The following is a 17,911-nucleotide window of genomic DNA, read 5'->3' as shown; positions in this document are numbered from 1 at the left end:
AGATCCTGATGACCGAACTACGCGTCGACGTGCTGCCCGTGACGGGGGACGTGGCCTCCGTCGCCGACGGACTCGACGCCGTGCCCGCCGACCTGCTGCGTCGCTGGGGGCTCGCGGGCGGCGTACAGGTGCGCACGCTCGTCACGGCCCGTACGGAGGACGGAACTCTGGCCGGGGCCGCCTTCGAGGTGCACCGGCCGCTCACCGCGTACCGGAAGATCGTGGACGTGTGGGCGTCCGACGACGCGGTCGCCGACACGCTCGTGCGCACCATCGAGGAGCGCGCCTGGCGGGAGGGCGCGGTGGCGGTCAAGCGGTGGTTCGCGGCGCGGGACGCGGCGTGGGAACGCTCGCTCGGCCGGGGCTACCGGGAGGTGCCGGTGCCCACCTGGGCGGGCCCGGCCGTCGGCGGCGCCGAAACCGGCTATGGGCAGGTGCGCTGGCGCGACCGGCCCCCCGCGCGGGCGCTGCCGTACATGCGCCAGACCACCGACTTCACCTGCGGGCCCGTGGCGCTGCAGATGGCCCTGGCCGGGCTCGGGCTCGGGGGCGAGCCCACCCGCGAGGAGGAGCTGCGGCTGTGGCGCGAGGCGACCACGGTGGCCGGCTGCGACCCGCTGGGCCTCGCGCTCGCCGCCGCCGGCCGGGGCGTCAGGCCGGAGGTGCTGCTGTCCACCGAGGCCCCGACCCTGCTGGAGCTGTGCCGTACGGACGAGGAGCGCGAGTTGCGGCGCTTCATCCAGACGGGGTTCCGGGCCGAGCTGGCCCATCGGGGCATCGGCGTGGAGACCGCCGCCTTCGACCTCGACCGGCTCCGCGCGGTGGTCGAGGACGGCGGGGTGGCGCTCGTGCTGATCGAGCAGCTCGGCATGCACGACGAGAGCTGCCCGCACTGGATCGCCGTCCACGGGGTGGACGGGGACGTCTTCCACGTCAACGACCCCTGGACGGACGCCCACCTGGGGGAGACCTTCCTCGACGCGCTCGACCTGCCGCTGCCCGCCGCGACGCTGGACCGGCTCGCGTGGTACGGCCGGCCGAGCTACCGGAGCATGATCGCGCTCAGGTGATCAGTCAGTCGGAGGGCATCGAGACGAGCGTCAGCAGCCGGGCCGGCTCCGCGCCGGTCCGGTAGCCGTGCTCGGCCTCCGCCGAGAACCGCACGGCGTCCCCCGCCTCGAGCCTGACCTCGTACGTGGCGACCTCCAAGGTCACCGAGCCGGACAGGACGTAGGCGAACTCCTCCGACCCCCGCCCGTGCGGCGCGCTCTCATGGGCGTGCTCCGGCGGCAGCGGCGTCTCGTACAGCTCGAAGCGCCGCCGATCGAGGGAGCTGAGCAGGGTGCGCGCCGCGTCGTCGCCGGCGCGGCGCATCACCTGCGGTTCGTACAGCGGCGTCCGGGTGATGTCGGCGAAGGACAGGTCGAGCGCCTCGGCCAGCCCCGCCAGCACCTCGACCGTGGGGTTGGCCAGGCCGCGCTCGATCTGCGACAGCAGCGCCTTGCTGAAGCCGGAGCGGTCCGCCAGGTCGCGGATGCTGAGCCCGCGTGTGTGCCGCGCGTGCCGCACGTTGCTCGCGATCGCCGCCCGCACCTGCTCCGAGAGCGCGCCCACCCGCCCATCCCCCTTGTCGAAGTACGCCATTGTTCCACGAAGGGGGCGCTCCGGGCGTCAGACGCCGGGGTGCAGCACGCGGCGCAGGAACTCGCGGGTCCGCTCGTGCTGCGGGTCGGCGATGACCTGCTCCGGCGGCCCGTCCTCGACGATCACGCCACCGTCCATGAACACCACGCGGTCGGCCACCTCGCGGGCGAAGCCCATCTCGTGGGTGACGACCAGCATGGTCATGCCGTCCTCCGCGAGCTTCCGCATGACCGCGAGCACGTCGCCGACCAGCTCGGGGTCGAGCGCCGAGGTCGGCTCGTCGAACAGCATCAGCGAGGGGTTCATGGCGAGTGCGCGGGCGATCGCCACCCGCTGCTGCTGGCCGCCGGACAACTGGGGCGGGTAGGCGTCGATCTTCTCGATGAGGCCGACCTTCTCCAGGTTCTCCCGGGCGACGCGGTCGCACTCGCCCTTGCTCCGCTTGAGCACCCGCTCCTGGGCGATTGTGACGTTGCGCCGCACGGTCAGGTGGGGGAACAGGTTGAACTGCTGGAACACCATGCCGATGTGCCGCCGGGCGGCGTCGATGTCGACGTCGGGGTCGGTCAGGTCGACGCCGTCCACGACCACCGTGCCGGAGGTCGGCTGCTCCAGCAGGTTCACGCAGCGCAGCAGCGTGGACTTGCCCGAGCCGGACGGTCCGATCACGCAGACGACCTGGCCGCTCTCGACCGTGAAATCGATGCCGCGCAGCACTTCCAGGCTGCCGAACGACTTGTGCAGGTTCTTGATCTCGACGGTGCTCATCGGCCCGCTCCCTGGCGCGCTTCCAGCCGCCTCGCCACGTATCCGAGGGGAATCGTGATCAGCAGGTACGTCAGACCGGTCGCGAGGATCGGTGTGGGATTGGCGTACGTGGAGGACTCGTCGTTGCCGAACTTGGCCAGCTCCACCTGGGCGGCGGTGACGCCGAGGATCAGCACCAGCGAGGAGTCCTTCAGCAGCGTGACGAGCTGGTTGGTGAGCGGCGGCAGCACGATCCGGATCGCCTGCGGAATGATGATCGACACCATCGCCCGCATGTGCGGCATGCCGAGCGAGCGCGCCGCCTCCAACTGTCCCTTCGGCACCGCCTGGATGCCCGCCCGGAAGTTCTCCGCCATGTACGCCGCCGAGACGACGCCGAGCCCCAGCGCGGCGCTGCCGTACACTCCGCCGGGCAGTTCGAAGCCGGGGAACGCCAGCGGGAGGCTGCCGATCATCAGGAAGATGAGCAGCATCGGCAGACCGCGGAAGATTTCGATGTAGATCGCCGACACCCACCGGTAGGGCGCGACCGAGGACAGCCGCATCAGGGCCAGCACCAGACCCAGGACGAAGCCGAGGACGAAGCCCGACAGCGTGTAGATCACGGTGTTGCGCAACGCCACCGTGAACAGCTCGGGCAGGCCCTTGCCGGCGACGTCGAGGTTGAAGAACGACTCGCCGATCGCCTTCCAGTCGGCCAGCGCGACCAGGACGACGAGGATCACCACCAGCACGGCGTACTGGATGACCCGGCTGATGCGCTGCTTCTTGCGCGGGCTGAGCCCCTTGCGGGGCTCAGCCGGGGAGGGCGCCTGCTGCTCGCTCACAACACTCATGATCCGGCGGAGGGCGACTCGGTTCCGGTCTCGGCACCCGAACCGCCGCCGGACGTGCCGCCGGGCTCGGTGCCGAACCACTTCTTGTAGATCTGGTTGTAGGTGCCATCGGACTTGGCGGCGGCGAGGACCTCGTCGACGACCTTCTTGAGCGCCGTGTTGTCCTTCTTCATGCCGATGCCGTACTGCTCACCGGTGTCGAGGCTGGCGACCTGCTCGAACTTGGCGCCGATGTCGGGCTTCTTCAGCCAGGTCAGCACGACCGGGAGGTCCTGCACGATCACGTCCGCCTGGCCGGTCTGCAGGCCGAGCAGCTCCTTGGGCGAGTCGGCGAACTCGATCGGATCGAGGCCCTGCTTCTTGACGTAGTCGAGGCCGGTCGTGGACGCCTGCGCGCCCAGCTTGAGGTTCTTGGCCTTGACGTCGTCCAGCGAGGTGATCCCGCTGCCCTTCTTGGCCATCAGCGCCTGCGTGGCGTCGAAGTACGGCTCGGAGAAGAGCAGGTTCTGCTGCCGCTCCGGCGTGATCGTCATACCGGCGGCGGCCACGTCACACTTGCGGGCGTTCAGGGCGGCGCCGCTCTTGATCGCCGCGAAGTCGATGTCCACGATGTCCTGGGTCACGCCCAGCTTCTTCGCGACCAGGTCGACGATGTCCACGTCGAACCCGACGACCTTGCCGCCCTGGTTGAACTGGAACGGCTCGTACGGAATGTTCGTACAGGTCGTGATTTTTCCGGCGTTCACGAGGGCGACACCGCCGGGGGCGGCCGAGGCCGTCGCCGTGCCCGAGCCGCCGGAGTCGCTCCCGCAGGCGGTGACGGTCAGCGCCGCCGCCAGCGCCACCGCCCCGATGCTCGCGGCTTTCCGATAGGTGGACCAGGGAGCCACACGGGCCTCCTTGCTGTGGTGCGAAAACGTCTGAGGCGCAGTTTAAGCGTCCCTTATGACGGTTTGGCCACCGCATGGAACGGAGGCAGTAACGCCTGTGACCTCTGGTGTCAGGGATGCATGCCCTCGGTGAGCATGTTGAACCGTTCGAGCATCCGCGCGAGCAGCCGTACGTCCTCCTCCGGCCAGGCGGCCAGCAGCGTGCGCAGCTGGCCCTCGCGGGCCGACCGCGCGTCGTCGAGCCGCCTGCTGCCCTCGGGAGTGAGGGCCAGCAGGTGGGCCCGGCCGTCCTCGGGGTCGGGGCTGCGGCTGATCAGCCCCAGCTCCTCCAGCACCTTGAGCTGGCGGCTGATCGTCGCCCGGCCGACCCGCAGGTAGGCGGCCAGGTCGCTGGACCGCATCGGCGAGCTCTGGTCGATGCGGACCAGCAGGCCGTACGCGCCGGGGTCCAGCTCGGGATGCACCTTGCGCCCCATCCCCGCGGAGAACGCCTTGGCGCGCCGCAGCAGGATGGCGAGCTGCCGCTCGACCGCGCAGTACGCCTCGCGTTCGCCGGCCGTGGGCGGTCGGGGAGCGATCTCCGCCTCCGTCATGGCCTGCCTCCTCCTGACTGCGTGTGGCAGGGGGTCTACCCGCGCACCGCCTGGATGTCCAGCTCTACTTTCAGTGTCGCGCCGATCAGCGAGATCCCCGCCTGGACGACCTGGTTGTAGGTCATGGCGAAGTCCTCGCGGCGCAACTCCGTGACCGCGCGGAACGCCGCCCGCAGCCCGCCCCACAGGTCCGGTCCGGTGCCCAGGTAGGTCATGTCGAGATCGACCGGGCGGGTGACGCCGCTCAGCGTCAGCACGCCGTGCACCGTCCATCGGTCCGGGCCCGCCGGCGACAGCCCGGTGCTCCGGTACGTGATGACCGGGTGCACCGGGACGTCGAGGAAGTCCGCGGATCGCAGGTGATCATCGCGCATCCGGCTGCCCGTGTCGATGGACTCGGCGACGATCTCGGCGACCACGGACGACTCCTCCGGAGTGGCGCCCATCTCGATCCGGCCGGAGAACTCGGCGAACCGCCCCTGCACGCTGCTGAGGCCGAGGTGCCGGGCCGTGGCCGAGATCTTCGAGTGTTCCGGGTCGATCGTCCACACGCCGGGCGGCGGAAGCTCGGTGCCGCCCTGCCGGGCCAGCACCAGCGTGCCGGCCTCGGCGGCGCCCGAGGCGGTCGCGATCGCGGTGGACGCGGCCGGCGCGTACCCGATCGCGGTCGCGACCACCGTGTAGACGCCCGGCGGCAGCGGGGCGGTGACGACCTGCCCGTCGGCGTCCGCCTCCGCCCGCGCCACCTGGTGGCCGGTCGTGTCCGTCACCGTGACGACCGCGTGCTGCACGGCCCAGCCGTCCTTGCTCCTGACCAGGGCGTGCAATCCCCTGGGGACCGCCTCGGAGACGCTCATCGCTCGTGTCCCAGCCACACGTCGTACGGCTCGTCGCCCTGGCCGCCCAGGTTCAGCGTGCTCGCCACGGGCGGGTAGCCGCTCGCGACGATGGTGTACTGCCCGCCGGTCAGGTCGGTGAAGGCGTACTCGCCGTCCTCGCCGGTGGTCGCCACGCCCACCACGTTGCCGGCGGCGTCGAGCAGCGTGACCCTGGCGTCGGCCAGCGGCACGCCGTCCTTGACGCGGACCGTGCCCCGCACCCGCGCGCCGGGGAGCAGCACGATGTCGTGCCGGGTCTGGCCGGTGCCCAGCACCTCGATCGGGACGGCGGCCGGACGGTACGCCGCGCCGCTGACCGTGAGCGTGTAGGTGCCGGCCACGATGCCGGAGAAGGAGAAGCCGCCCTGGGGGTCGGTCGAACTGCTGGCCACGACCTCGCCGCGCACGTCGGTCACGACGACCACCGCGTCGGCGACCGGCGTCCCGTCGGTCCCGCGTACGGTGCCGACGAGCCGGCCCGACGCCGCGAGCACCATGTCGAAGTCCACCGGCTGGTCGCCCACGACGAGCGTCGCGACCTGCGGCTCCCGGTCGCCCGCCGAGGCGATCAGCACGTACGTGCCGCCGCCGGGGGTCCCGAGCGCGTAGCCCCCGTCGTCCCTGGTGACCGTACGGCCGAGCTGGTGGCCGCGTACGTCGATCAGCGTGAGCGTGGCGCGGCCCACGGGCGCGCCGTCCTGGCCCTTGACGAACCCGCGGATGCCCACGCCGCCCGGCTCGTGCGTCTCCATGGCGAGCGCGGCGTACGGCTGAGCCTGCGTGGCGGTGAGGACCTGCGCGTTCAGGGGCTGCGCGTCCAATGGCTGTGCGCTCAGGGGCTGCGTGGCGGCGTGGCCGTTCGGCGAGGCGAACTCGGCCTCGGCCGTGATCGGCCGCTGCGGGTCGCGCTGCTGCCTGTCTCGCTGGGCGTGGCGTCCGGTCACGGCGCCGTTGCGCTGGCGGGCGACCTCGGGGTCGAGGGTCTCGTCGGTCTCCGGCGCGTCGGCGCGGACGGTGATCGCGCTGGTCCGCAGCGGGACCTCCTTGATGAACAGCACGGCGATCAGCGCCAGGAAGGCGACCGGCGCGGCGTAGAGGAACAGGTCGCCCACGCCGTGGCCGTACGCGCTCTCGACGACGGTGCGGATCGGGGCGGGCAGCGCGGACAGCTTGGGAATCGAGCCGCTGTCGCCGCCGGTCCCCTTGACGCCCAGCGCGGCCAGGCCCTCCTCCAGGTAGTTCTTCACGCGGTTGACCATCACGGCGCCGAGCGCCGACACGCCGATCGCACCGCCGAGGGAACGGAAGAACGCGACCACGGAACTGCCCGCGCCGAGGTCCTCCGCCCGCACCTGGTTCTGCACGGCGAGCACGAGGTTCTGCTGGCTCATGCCGATGCCGATGCCGATGCAGAACATGAATATCGCGACGAGCCAGTAGTCGGTGTCGTACCGCAGCATGCCCATCAGTGCGAACCCGGCGGTGAGGAAGAACGCGCCGGAGACCAGGAAGACCTTCCAGTGGCCGGTGCGGGTGATGATCTGCCCGGAGACCGTGGAGGAGATGGCCAGGCCCAGGATCATCGGAAGCGTCATGAGGCCGGCCACCGTGGGCGTCTCGCCGCGGGCGAGCTGGAAGTACTGGCTCAGGAAGGTCGTCGCGCCGAACATGCCCACGCCGACCAGCACGCTGGCGACCACCGCGAGGCTGACCGTCCGCATCCTGAACAGGCGCAGCGGGACGATGGGCTCGCTGGCCTTCGACTCCACCAGGAGGAACAGCGCCGCGAGCACGACGGCCCCGCCGACCATCGCGCCGGTCTGCCACGACAACCAGTCGTACTTGTTGCCCGCGAACGACACCCAGATCAGCAGCAGGGAGACCGAGGCGGCGATGAGGACCGCGCCGCCCCAGTCGATGCGCACGTCGCGCTTGACCACCGGCAGGTGGAGGGTCTTCTGCAGCACGATCAGCGAGAGGATCGCGAACGGCACGCCGACGTAGAAGCACCAGCGCCAGCCCAGCCACGAGGTGTCGACGATCAGCCCGCCGATGAGCGGGCCGCCGATCGTGGCGACGGCGAACACCGCGCCCAGGTAGCCCGAGTAGCGCCCCCGCTCTCGCGGAGAGATCATCGCCGCCATGATCACCTGGGACAGCGCGGTGAGGCCGCCGACGCCGAGGCCCTGGACGACCCGCGCCGTGATCAGCATCGACGGGTTCTGCGACAGGCCGGCGATGGCGGAGCCGATCACGTACACGATCAGCCCGAGCTGGATCAGCAGCTTCTTGCTGAACAGGTCGGACAGCTTGCCCCAGATCGGCGTCGAGACCGTCGCCGCGAGCAGGGTCGCGGTGATCACCCAGGTGTAGGTCGTCTCGTCCGCGTGCAGTTCCGCCGTGATCGTGGGGAGCGCGTTCGACACGACGGTCGACGACAGGATCGCGACGAACATCCCCAGCATCAGGCCCGAGAGCGCCTCCAGGATCTCCCGGTGCGTCATCGCGGGTGCCGCCGTGCCTGGCGGCGTCTCCCGCGTCATCGCATTCGCCATCGAAGTCCTTCCCCGTGTGATCAAACTTAGTTACCCTAAGCAATCATATCCTGATCGTTGCTTCGGGCAACCAAATGGTCATGGTCCGGGGGCCTGCCGGAAATGACGAAGGCCCTGAACCCGCAGGTCAGGGCCTTGTGCTGGTAGTGCGGATGTGACGCGAGTCACCGATAGTTGACGAACTGAAGGGCGATGTCGAGGTCCTTGCCCTTGAGCAGGGAGATCACCTCCTGGAGGTCGTCCTTCTTCTTGGAGCTGACCCGGAGCTCGTCGCCCTGGATCTGCGCCTTCACGCCCTTCGGGCCCTCGTCCCGGATGAGCTTGGAGATCTTCTTGGCGTTCTCCTGGTCGATGCCCTCCTTGAGGGACACCACCAGGCGGTACTCCTTGCCGGACAGCTTCGGCTCGCCCGCGTCCAGGATCTTGAGGGACAGGTTGCGCTTGACGATCTTCTCCTTGAAGACGTCGAGAACCGCGTTGGCCCGCTCCTCGCTGTTCGCCTTGATCTCGATGTCCTTCTGCCCCGACCAGGAGATGCTCGCGCCCGTACCCTTGAAGTCGAAGCGGTGCCCGACCTCCTTGACCGTCTGGTTCAGGGCGTTGTCGACCTCCTGCCGGTCGATCTTGCTCACCACGTCGAAACTGCTGTCGGCCATCGGTGTCCGTGTCCTCTCTCCGTTACCCTTCGAGATTAGTGGGCGCCGATGTGATCAGAGGTCTTTCCTCATCACGACGCGGGGCGCTACCTCTATGCCGAGGGCCCGCTCGTGCTCGACCAGCGCGGTGAGCTCCGGCCCCCACTCGTGGGGTGGTACGACGCGGAAGCCGCGCCGGGCGTACCAGGGGGCGTTCCATGGCACGTCCCGGAACGTCGTCAGCGTCACCGCCGCAGTACTGGCCTCTGCGGCCGCACTGGATACGGCATCGAGGAGCCGGGTCCCGATCCCCTGGTTGCCGTGATCAGGGTGTACGGCGATCTGTTCGAGGTGGGTGAGCCCGTCGACCACTCCGAGCAGGGCGAACCCCATGGGCGGCCGGCCTGCCACGATGACACGCCTGGGATCGTCGCACTCCTCGATGACCGTGGTGCCCGGCGGGAAGACGATGCCCAGCGGCACGAACATCCCGTCCGCCGCCCTCTCGATCTCCGCCAGGGCCGCGAGATCCGCCCGCTCCGCCTGTCTGATCACCGTCCCACTATGGCCGGTGGGCCGTCATGCCCGCTCCCGTATTTCCGGGACCCTGCTGTGGGTGAGGGGGCCGAGCCGGAACCCATGTCACGTGCACCCGGGAAGTCCGCTATTCTTCTACCTGTCGCCGCAGCGAGCGGAAGACAAGGCAGGTTGCCCGAGTGGCCAAAGGGAGCGGTCTGTAAAACCGTCGCGTCATGCTACCCAGGTTCGAACCCTGGACCTGCCACCAGTAGAACAGCAGCTCAGAGGCCCTCCGGGGCCTCTTCTGCTTTCCGGGCCTGTGCAGCCGTAGGCCACTCTGAGCCCCGTCTGTCGGGGGTCGCGCAATGTACGCGCAATGATCTTCACCGTGTTTTCCCTGGTCACGATGGCTTTCGGGCATGGCTTCTGGCCCAGACGCTGTGTCAGGGCCTCCAGTTCGGTGGTTGAGCAACGGGGATGGTCATCGGGTCTACTTGACGAGCTGGAAGTTGGGGTGAGCCACCCACGCCCGCACCAGTTCACTGGTCCCGTACGCAGTGCACACGGGTCCGGGCGTGATCGCAATCAAGCCAGGCAGGTCCCGGATAGTGGGCGCCTGCCAATGATGGATCTCGATTGAGATGACACCACCCACGAGGGCCATCACCTCGGCGGTTAGCAGGGCGGTGACCATATGGTCCACGCGGCCGTTGCACATCGCGATGATGCTTACATCGTGAGTTGGAGTGAACCCAATCACCGGTTCGAGATTCGGTAGATCGGCATGCTCGGCCTCGAACGTCTCCTCGTCACCGACTCCCGGTCCGGCGCTGATAACCAGGAAAGGCCGAGAACGTTCCTGATCAAAATCAACGACACCCAAAGACTCCGCGACCACGCTGAGATCAAAGTGCCCGGGACGCTCCTCCACGAACCGGTCTGATATGTGGGAGAGCATCCGACGCAAACGCTCTAGCCGCTCATCTGAGAGCGGTCCCGGCAGCTCGACTCCCAGTACCGGTCCTGTCACAAGTGGAGCGTAACGGCTTACACGCCCATCATGATCCCGGAAATCGTCCAGCGCTCCGGTCCGTGCATCCGGGATCCTGGGCCAAGAGCGCGGAAGGGTCCCGGATGGCTTCCGGGACCCAGTCTGTACGGCTCGCGAGTCACGCCGCCAGGGCGTCATCAATCCTCCGATTGGCGATCTCCTGTTGGCCGTCAAGGCACTTCGCGTAGACCCGCAGGAGGACGTCAACGCTGTGCCCGGCCCGCTCGGCTACGTCGGGAGCCGGGACGCCCGCATTGAGCCAGAGGGAGACGGCTGCGTGCCGGAGGTCATAGGGCCGACGAGCCAGGGGAGAGGTGACTTGGGTGGGGGTGAGGGCGAGCTTCCGGGCTTCCTGCCACACCTCCGCGTAGGCCGTCGAGGCGACGACCCCACCGCGCTCGCTCCTAAAGACCCGGCCATCCGCGCCGACCCCAAACTCTTCTATGTGTTGCCGAAGGATCTCCACCAGGGCCGGAGGGATGGGCACCGGCCTAACGTCGTCCCGGCCCCGGTGCTTGAGCCCGCGTTCCTCGTGAGCGTCGCCGCTGTCGGTCCACTGGGTGTTGACCTCAGGGCGCGACACGTCGACGAGGAGGCGGCCCCAGCCGGTTGCCGGAAGATAGCAGTCCTGCTGTCGGAGAGCGACGGCCTCACCCGGCCGAAGTGCGGCGTAGTACATGCAGGCGAACAGAGCCATGAGCCGCCGGCCACGTCCCCGCTTGCCGACATAGGTCACCGCGGTCAGCAGCTCCTGATCCTGCCGGTGGATTGACCACGACGCGAGGGTCTACCGTCTCCGTCGTCTTGGGAGGCTTCCACTTGATCCGGTGCAGAGGATTTGCCGAAAGCTCTTCCAGCTCCACCGCGTATTCCAAGACCGCGTGCAGGACGGCCCGCTTACGCCTGACCGTGTTGGCACTGGCCGCCTTGCCGTCGAGGCGAAGCGCGAGCGCGTCGAGCGCCAGGCGTACCGTTTTCGTCTCACGGAGGTCGGTCAGGCCGAGCGAGGCACCTTCCAACCAGCGAATGGCCCGAGCTATGGCGGGGGAGCGTCAGGCCGCTTGCCCTCTGGCAGGAGTGCGTACTTCCGCAGCGCCGTTCGAAGCATCTCGGTGTCGGGCCGGCCGGGACGCTCCTTCACCAGCGCCGGAAGTCTCCTACGGCTCAAGCCCGTCTGTGCCTCTTGGCGTCCAATTGCCGAGGAACGGCGACCGGCTGACGTACACGCGAAGACGGGCTTGCGCCTCCGTCGCCAGCCTGCTGCTCCGCAGCGGGTCGACGGCATACGGGATGCGCGGACGGGGGGAGCGTGCGAGGCCGCACGAGCCCCCGGGGCTTGATCGCGCATCGCAGGGACGGAAGCCTTACCGGGGAAGCAGGGTGAAGGCGGGCACGTGCACGGGGCGGACCGCGGCGAAGTGGCGTACGTCGAGTGTGAACACCTCAGTGACCTTCAGGCGCTCGGCCACCGCGACGACCGAGGCGTCTACGGCGCCGAGGGGAAAGTCCGCGTAGCGTTCGACTAACGCGGCGACTCTGGAGAGGTCAGGCTTGGTCAGCTCGACGAGCGTGAACACGTCCGACTCGAGAGCGTGGAGAAACGCGGCCTCCGGTGCGGCACCGCCGAACCTGGAGATCATGTAGCACACTTCGGCCGCGACGAAGCTGGGGATGAGGAGCTCTCGGCGCGCATCGTGGAGGCGCTTGAACTCGCCGACACAGCGCTCATGATCGGCATCGTCGGAAATCGTGGCGGCCACGAGCGGGCCCGTGTCGACGACGATCACTCGCCGTGTCCGAAGCCCTCGGCAAGGATCTCCTCCGTACGGGCGGCCACATCCGAGCGGCCGGCACGGACGGAGCCGAAGAAGGCGGGCGGCCAGGAGTCGCTCTCGGCGTGCTCGGAGGAGTGAACCAGTCGCAGCGTGTGCGCGCGGATCTCCCGGAGCTGATCTCCGGTGAGCTGGTCGACCAGCCGATGCATGTCCTCGTACTCTTCAGGGGCAGCAGCCGTCATAGCACCGAGTCTACGTGCTGGAACTGATCGTTTCCGAGTCGTGCAATATGCGTGCAATGATCTTGACGATCAGGGCCGAGAGACCCTACTCCGGCGCAGGTCAAGAGCATCGGGGAACCGGGAATGGTCACGCGCTGTAAACCGTCGGCTCAGCCTACCCAGGTTCGAACCCTGGACCTGCCACCAGCAGGAAAGTGGCCCCTGATCAGCAGAGATGCCGGTCGGGGGCTTCTTCGTTTCATGATCCGCGAGTATCCCTGGTTCCCCCATGATCGCCCCTGGCGCAGGGCACGCCTGGGGCACGCGATCAATAGGTTCTCCTGCGCGGACGCGCACGCCTGGCCAGCCTGATCACCCCGCAACCGAGGTCCCCTCTGGAGGCATTTGCTCGACTGTGGCGCGGCGTTGGCGCATACTGCGCTCAGTCCCTTTCTTGAGGGGTGGTCAATGTTCGGGCTCGGGCTGGCAGAGCTGTTCCTACTCGTGTTTGAGGTGGCCGTACTGTTTGCGGTCGTCTATTTCGCGGTGCGGCTCGCGCTGCGGCACGACCGGAAGAGGAACGGCGGTCAGTAGGCCGTCACCTGGGCGGTGCGGCGCTGTGGGCAGTGAGTGCTTTGGATACGGCGGCGCGCGAAGCGCCGCCCTTGATCTTCAAGAGCGTAATTCGGGCAGAGTGCCGCTCAGCGGCGGGCGGAAGGCGATCAGCCAGGCCCGACACGCCGCCCCAGCAGGATGCGGCAGGTATTCGTGAGACGGACCTAAGGCTGTGGCTAGATCGGGAAGCGGCCGCGGCGCCAGTGCCAGTGGCGGCCGGCCTTCAGGTGGTCGACGATCGCGCGCTGGAGCACGGTGCGGCGCGGCAGCTGGTCGAGTGGCGTGGTCAGGGTGCGGAACACGAACCGAAGCACCTCGACGTCGGCGTCTATCCCTTCCGGCTCCTCATAGGGCTCCAGCTCGAACCTTCGCTGGAACCGGACGATGTTGGAGTCCCCGGGCAGATACTCCAGCAGTTGCGGGTCGAGCAGCCACGAGCCGCAGGAGAACGCCGTGTAGCGCTCGTCGGGAAAGTGGCGTGGGAAGAACGCGCGGGCCTCGTCGAGCGACGCCGTGACCGCCTCCGGGGTCATCGGCCCCGACTCGGGGATGTGCAGGCCGATGGCGGTGTCACCGCGCTGGTACTGCAGCCGGCCCAGCTCGTAGACGCCGCCGCGCGCGTGCAGCGTCAGCCAGCTCTGCATGACCGGCCAGCCCTCGCGGTGCATCCGCCGGTCGATCGCGAGGTTGCGGCCCAGGTCCGCGAGGGTCACCCACGACACGGCGTCGGCGATGCCGTGGTCGCGGTGGTATCCCCTGACGACGTCGATCAAGGCCAGGTACGCATACACGTAGAGATGCCGCCAGGCGGGGCCCCGTTCGCGCGGCAGCTCCGGACCGGGCGACAGCCAGTCATGGCCCCCGAGATCGGCACGGACCAGGGCGATCGAGCGGTCGAGCAGCCAGCGCAGCTCCGGAGTCCACAGTGGAGAGTCGGGGTCGGGCCAGCCCGCCATGATCTCGGCAGCGTCGTCCGGCCGCACCGCGAGCCGGTCGAGGATCGCGGGCGCGTCGGCCTTGGCAGGCAGCGGAGCCGACGGCCGGTCGCCGGCGAGCCGGTGCACGCGGTCGACGTCCTCGACGGGTACCCCGAGCCGGGCGGCGGTATCGTCAAGATCCACGCGGACGACCCTACCGGTCCGTGGGTGTCTTCCACAGCCCGTACCGCTCGGGCAAATCCCGCCACGGCGCCCCGGTCTGTTTCACCCGACAGGTCGCGTTGATCATCTGCCGATGATCATGTCGGCGACGGGCCGTTGCGGCGTCGCCGTCACCGCTCGCCATGCGGCTTGCGCCAAATCATGATCTCGGTTGCCGGAAGATGCTCCGCGAAGCGATTGTCGGGCGGCGCTTGCCGCAGCACCGCGCGCAGGTCCCGCTCGAAGTCCTCCAGCCTGTCGCCGAAGAGGTGAGGGGCGGAGTTGGATCGGGAGAACACCCACGCCACGATGTCGTCTGCGGTGCGATCGGCCACCGCTCCGGCCGCCACCACATGTCGTTCGAAGTTCTCGAACCCCGCCCGTGCCAGGACGAGGTCCTCACGATCCGGAGTGCCGTTGACGAGCGTCCCCTGTCCCGCGCGGCGTACCGGCCCCAGATACCGGCGTACCAGGTCGCTGATCTCCGCGTACGGGGGAGCCGGCAGCGGCAGTGGCGCCGGTTCGGCGGGTGGACTCTCGAGGTCGCTCATGTGGACGAACGCGCCTCCCGGCTCCAGCATCTCCAGCACGGTCGCAGCGACGCGATCCCGATCGGTCCAGTGGAAGGACTGGGCGAACACCACGACCCGGAACGTGCCCAGACCGGCCGGCAGGTCCTCGGCGCGGGCAGCCACCCAGCGCGCGTTGGTCACGCCACGACGCTTGGCCTGTCGCTCGGCCTCGGCCAGCATGTCCTCATCCGGGTCGATGCCGACCGCCTCGCTGAAGAACCGCGCCAGGGTGAGAATCACGGTGCCCGGCCCGCAGCCGACGTCGAGAAGCCGGCCCCGGCCGTCCAGACCGAGCGTCGCAGCCAGCGTTTCGGGGAATCCCGGAGCGTACGGCAGCCGGCCGCGTTCGTAGTAGGCCGCGCACCCCTGAAATAGCGTGCGGTCCCACTGCCATCCGTCAGGCACGCCAATCCCCTCCATAAGTCGGCGACATCGTCGCTCCCGTAGCCGAAGATTACGAGCAGCAACCGGGGCGCCGCACCAGACGGTCAACACCTCCGCCGAGTATCGGGTTCGGCTCCTACGACTCCGGCCAGGTTTGAGTCGATGGGACGGCGAGCCCTCCTCATTCCCACGAGCGCGGCGAGGAGGGACGGTAGTGCGCCGGCCGCGAAGGCCGCGGTCAGGGTGAATCGTCCCAGGAGCAGGCCCATGGAAGCCGAGCCCACGGCGTTTCCGGTATTGAACGCCGTATTGACCCAGGCACCTGCCAGTGTCTTCGAGCCGGGAGCCGCGGCCTTGTCCGCCAGCATGTAGGCCGTGGTGAGGACCGGAGCGACGAACAGCCCTGCGACCCCGACCAGCAGGGACAGCGCGACCATGTTCGATACGAACCCCGCGGCGGCCAGCGACACGGCCAACGCCGTCGCCAACAGGGGCAGCCGACGTTCCGGGCTCAGTCGCCAGGAGACCGCACCATAGGCCAGGCCGCCGACAGCGCTTCCGGCGGCCAGCGCGGCCTCGACCCAGGCGACCGCGGCGAGCTGCGCGTGTTGCTCGGCGAAAGCCACAACGAGAAGGTTCAGCGCGCCCAGCGCCGTGCCTACGCCGCCGGTGACCAGGATGGGCTGGCGTAGGCCCGCGTTGGCCGCGAGCAGACTCCGCCAGCCGTTGGTGCGTTTCTCCGACGACGGCCGAGAGACGGCCCCGGTGGCCCGGGAGGTTTCGCGAGCGGCCGAACGTACGGCGGGCGAAAACGCCAGTGCCAGCGAGCCGACGGCCACCAGTCCGGCGCTCACCGCGACCCCCAGGGAGGGATGGGCCAGTCCCGTCAGCAAGCCCGCGATCAGGGGGCCGGTCACGTAGAGGAGTTCCTCGGCGACGGTGTCGAGGGAGTAGGCGCGTTGCAGGAGCGGGCCGTAGGGGAGCAGGTCACTCCACAGGCTGCGCATGATGGGGCCGAGTGGCGGGGTGAACGCGCCGGTGATGCCGGCGAGCAGCCACGACAGGGCACCGGACGCCCCCGGCCGCCAGGTGAGGGCTGCGACCAGGAGAAGAAGCAGGGCGTACGCGACCGCCATCGGAGGAAGGGCGCGGCGGATCCCGTGCCTGTCGATCAGGTGGGCCCGTATCGGCGACAGCAACGAACTGACGAGCCCGAACACGGCGATGGCGCCGCCGGCCATGGTGTAGGAGCCGGTGGCCTGAGTGAAGGCCAGGACCAGCGAGAGAAAGACGGTTCCGTAGGACAGGCGTCCGACCAGCGCTGCGATGAAGGTGCGGCCGGCGAGAGGGGTGCGAAGGACGGCGTAGTAGGACGCCGCGGATCGAGACGACATGGGGAGACCTCGAAAAGGCAGCGCCAGGCCGGTGCACGGCGGTGAGCGCTGCGGACCTAAGGGGACCTCTTCCGCGTCAAGCCCATGACGAACGGGCGACGCGTGGGCCGCTCTTTAGGCACGAGGGTGGAACATGGGCGTGATGCTAACACAGCCCGTGCAGCCTCTTGAGGCATCGCAGGTGACCCACATGCCCTCGTCAAGCATGTCGCAACGGGTCGTTGAAGGGAACGCACCCACGCGGAAGAACCACTCCGGCTCGCCCCGCGTGGGCTCCGCGCCTCGCGTCAGGACTGCGCGTGACCCGGCGGCTCGGTCTCGTCGGGGTCGGGCACGGCCAGCAGGAACTCGGCGCCGTGTTCGAGCATCTGGGCCATTTCGGCCGAGCGCGGGAGCATCGATTTCTCGTAGCTGTGTACGGCGTCGTCGATGGTGGAGGAGTTGACGAGCGCGAGCGCGAGTTCGGCGGCGTCGAGCATGGCCAGGTTGACGCCGACGCCCAACGGCGGCATGAGGTGTGCGGCATCTCCGAGGAGCGTCACGCTGGGCGAGTGCTCCCATGTGTGCGGAACCGGCAGGGCGAAGAGCGGACGATCGACGTAGGAGCCGTCGTTGTCGGTGATCAGCCGGAGCAGTCGTGGCGACCAGGCCGCGTACTCGCGGAGGAGATGCGCGCGGATGCCCTCGGTGTCCTCGGGGCGAAGCCCGTTCGCCGCGATCCAGTCCAGGGGAACGCGCTGCATGATGTAGACCCGCATGTGGCCGCCGCTGTTCCGCTGTGCGAAGAGGCCGCGCTCCCCGTCGGCGACGTGGGCGCTGCCCCGCCCGACCAGTTCGGAAAGCTCGGGGTGCGCGTTGTCCATGTCGTCGAACCATGCCTCCAGGAAGCTGACCCCGACGTAACCCGGTGTCGCGGGCGACACGGCGGTGCGGACGCGGGAGAATGCGCCGTCCGCACCGATCACGAGATCCGCCTCGACGGCCGTCCCGTCGGTGAACGTCAACGTTCGCGGCCCGTCGGCCGGCCCGCTCACTGATTCGAGGGTGCGTCCCCACTGGACCGTCCCCGGGGCGAGTGAGCGCAGCAGGAGATCGCGAAGCTGTCCGCGGTCGATCTCGGGGCTGACCGTTTCGCCCGCGGCCGGCAGATGGTGGGCGAGGACGCGTCCCGCTGAATCCATGCTGCGCATTTCCTGCCCCTCGAACCTGGCGAGCGCGAAGAACTCCTCCAGCAGGCCGGCTTCACGGAGTGCGAGCTGGCCGTCTTCCTCGTGCAGGTCGAGCGAGCCTCCCTGGTTGCGGGAGTCCGCATCCGGATCCCGGTCGTACACCGTCACCGGAATGCCGTGCCGCTGCAGGATGCGTGCGCAGGTGAGGCCTCCCGGGCCGGCGCCGATGATGCTGATCCGCGCGTTCGCGGGTGTCGGAGAGTTCACGGTGGA

The 17,911-nt window shown here is 69.1% G+C and carries 19 protein-coding genes, 1 tRNA gene and 1 pseudogene; 3 read left to right on the top strand and 18 right to left on the bottom strand.

All coding sequences use genetic code 11. The features are described 5' to 3' along the window. The first annotated feature begins 8 nt into the window (after positions 1–8). Complete coding sequence (locus B1L11_RS07620; protein ID WP_079313860.1) at positions 9–1,070, top strand: peptidase C39 family protein; 1,062 nt, start codon at positions 9–11, stop codon at positions 1,068–1,070. Positions 1,071–1,074: 4 nt separating this feature from the next. On the opposite strand, the gene B1L11_RS07615 is transcribed toward B1L11_RS07620, so the two are convergent. The 9 genes from B1L11_RS07615 to B1L11_RS07575 all read right to left on the bottom strand — a co-directional run bounded on the left by B1L11_RS07615 (position 1,075) and on the right by B1L11_RS07575 (position 9,354). Beyond that, entirely contained in the window at positions 1,075–1,614 is a 540-nt protein-coding gene (locus B1L11_RS07615; RefSeq protein WP_218670952.1) for a helix-turn-helix domain-containing protein, read from the bottom strand. 57 nt (positions 1,615–1,671) lie between these two features. After that, positions 1,672–2,412 (bottom strand): amino acid ABC transporter ATP-binding protein, encoded by a 741-nt coding sequence (locus B1L11_RS07610; protein WP_079313831.1) that lies wholly within the window; start codon positions 2,410–2,412, stop codon positions 1,672–1,674. Next, positions 2,409–3,248, bottom strand: coding sequence for an amino acid ABC transporter permease (locus B1L11_RS07605; protein WP_079313830.1), 840 nt, complete (start codon positions 3,246–3,248; stop codon positions 2,409–2,411). Before B1L11_RS07605 ends, B1L11_RS07610 begins: the two co-directional genes overlap by 4 nt. Beyond that, positions 3,245–4,138 carry an ABC transporter substrate-binding protein gene (locus tag B1L11_RS07600; protein WP_079313829.1) on the bottom strand — a complete coding sequence of 298 codons (894 nt, stop codon included), beginning with the start codon at positions 4,136–4,138 and terminating at the stop codon, positions 3,245–3,247. The genes B1L11_RS07605 and B1L11_RS07600 overlap by 4 nt, the downstream gene beginning before the upstream one ends. A 110-nt stretch (positions 4,139–4,248) precedes the next feature. Then, the gene (locus B1L11_RS07595; RefSeq protein ID WP_079313828.1) at positions 4,249–4,731 is read right to left on the bottom strand and encodes a MarR family winged helix-turn-helix transcriptional regulator; all 483 of its coding nucleotides are present in this window, start codon (positions 4,729–4,731) and stop codon (positions 4,249–4,251) included. Positions 4,732–4,766: 35 nt separating this feature from the next. Continuing rightward, the gene (locus B1L11_RS07590) at positions 4,767–5,588 is read right to left on the bottom strand and encodes a YceI family protein (RefSeq protein ID WP_079313827.1); all 822 of its coding nucleotides are present in this window, start codon (positions 5,586–5,588) and stop codon (positions 4,767–4,769) included. After that, positions 5,585–8,164: an MFS transporter gene (locus B1L11_RS07585; protein ID WP_179155026.1), complete on the bottom strand. Its 2,580-nt coding sequence runs from the start codon at positions 8,162–8,164 to the stop codon at positions 5,585–5,587. The genes B1L11_RS07590 and B1L11_RS07585 overlap by 4 nt, the downstream gene beginning before the upstream one ends. 164 nt (positions 8,165–8,328) lie before the next feature. Further along, positions 8,329–8,820: a YajQ family cyclic di-GMP-binding protein gene (locus B1L11_RS07580; RefSeq protein ID WP_079313825.1), complete on the bottom strand. Its 492-nt coding sequence runs from the start codon at positions 8,818–8,820 to the stop codon at positions 8,329–8,331. Positions 8,821–8,874: 54 nt separating this feature from the next. After that, positions 8,875–9,354, bottom strand: coding sequence for a GNAT family N-acetyltransferase (locus B1L11_RS07575; RefSeq protein ID WP_256862310.1), 480 nt, complete (start codon positions 9,352–9,354; stop codon positions 8,875–8,877). A 147-nt stretch (positions 9,355–9,501) separates the two neighbouring features. Between B1L11_RS07575 and B1L11_RS07570 the strand changes: the two genes are divergently transcribed. Next, positions 9,502–9,586, top strand: a tRNA-Tyr gene (locus tag B1L11_RS07570). 222 nt (positions 9,587–9,808) lie between these two features. On the opposite strand, the gene B1L11_RS50015 is transcribed toward B1L11_RS07570, so the two are convergent. The 4 genes from B1L11_RS50015 to B1L11_RS07550 form a co-directional block, all read right to left on the bottom strand. Further along, positions 9,809–10,507, bottom strand: coding sequence for a DUF6368 family protein (locus B1L11_RS50015; protein WP_256862309.1), 699 nt, complete (start codon positions 10,505–10,507; stop codon positions 9,809–9,811). Next, positions 10,488–11,066, bottom strand: coding sequence for a tyrosine-type recombinase/integrase (locus B1L11_RS53755; RefSeq protein ID WP_306291612.1), 579 nt, complete (start codon positions 11,064–11,066; stop codon positions 10,488–10,490). Before B1L11_RS53755 ends, B1L11_RS50015 begins: the two co-directional genes overlap by 20 nt. Positions 11,067–11,733: 667 nt before the next feature. Next, on the bottom strand, positions 11,734–12,156 hold the full coding sequence (locus B1L11_RS07555; protein ID WP_079313823.1) for a type II toxin-antitoxin system VapC family toxin: 423 nt from the start codon (positions 12,154–12,156) through the stop codon (positions 11,734–11,736). Continuing rightward, positions 12,153–12,386 carry a hypothetical protein gene (locus B1L11_RS07550; protein ID WP_079313822.1) on the bottom strand — a complete coding sequence of 78 codons (234 nt, stop codon included), beginning with the start codon at positions 12,384–12,386 and terminating at the stop codon, positions 12,153–12,155. The genes B1L11_RS07555 and B1L11_RS07550 overlap by 4 nt, the downstream gene beginning before the upstream one ends. Before the next feature lie 447 nt (positions 12,387–12,833). Here B1L11_RS07550 and B1L11_RS50010 point away from each other — a divergent pair, with 447 nt between their 5' ends. Next, positions 12,834–12,959, top strand: coding sequence for a hypothetical protein (locus B1L11_RS50010; protein ID WP_256862308.1), 126 nt, complete (start codon positions 12,834–12,836; stop codon positions 12,957–12,959). Between the two features lie 197 nt (positions 12,960–13,156). Here the strand turns inward: B1L11_RS50010 and B1L11_RS07545 are convergent, their stop codons facing one another. The 5 genes and pseudogenes from B1L11_RS07545 to B1L11_RS07525 form a co-directional block, all read right to left on the bottom strand. After that, entirely contained in the window at positions 13,157–14,101 is a 945-nt protein-coding gene (locus tag B1L11_RS07545; RefSeq protein WP_079313821.1) for an acyltransferase domain-containing protein, read from the bottom strand. A gap of 13 nt (positions 14,102–14,114) precedes the next feature. Further along, a pseudogene (locus B1L11_RS46590) lies at positions 14,115–14,264 on the bottom strand (transposase); the annotation flags it as partial. Next, complete coding sequence (locus B1L11_RS07535; protein ID WP_256862307.1) at positions 14,251–15,186, bottom strand: class I SAM-dependent methyltransferase; 936 nt, start codon at positions 15,184–15,186, stop codon at positions 14,251–14,253. The gene B1L11_RS07535 and the pseudogene B1L11_RS46590, both read right to left, overlap by 14 nt. Beyond that, on the bottom strand, positions 15,180–16,469 hold the full coding sequence (locus B1L11_RS07530) for an MFS transporter (protein WP_079313818.1): 1,290 nt from the start codon (positions 16,467–16,469) through the stop codon (positions 15,180–15,182). The genes B1L11_RS07535 and B1L11_RS07530 overlap by 7 nt, the downstream gene beginning before the upstream one ends. Before the next feature lie 287 nt (positions 16,470–16,756). Then, positions 16,757–17,905, bottom strand: a complete 1,149-nt coding sequence (locus tag B1L11_RS07525; protein ID WP_079313817.1) for an NAD(P)/FAD-dependent oxidoreductase — start codon at positions 17,903–17,905, stop codon at positions 16,757–16,759. Positions 17,906–17,911 lie beyond the last annotated feature (6 nt).

It is taken from the genome of Microbispora sp. GKU 823 (assembly GCF_002027145.1).
Lineage (GTDB): Bacteria > Actinomycetota > Actinomycetes > Streptosporangiales > Streptosporangiaceae > Microbispora > Microbispora siamensis.
Note: the sequence above shows the minus strand (reverse complement) of the source record. Positions and strands in the feature narration are given on the sequence as shown.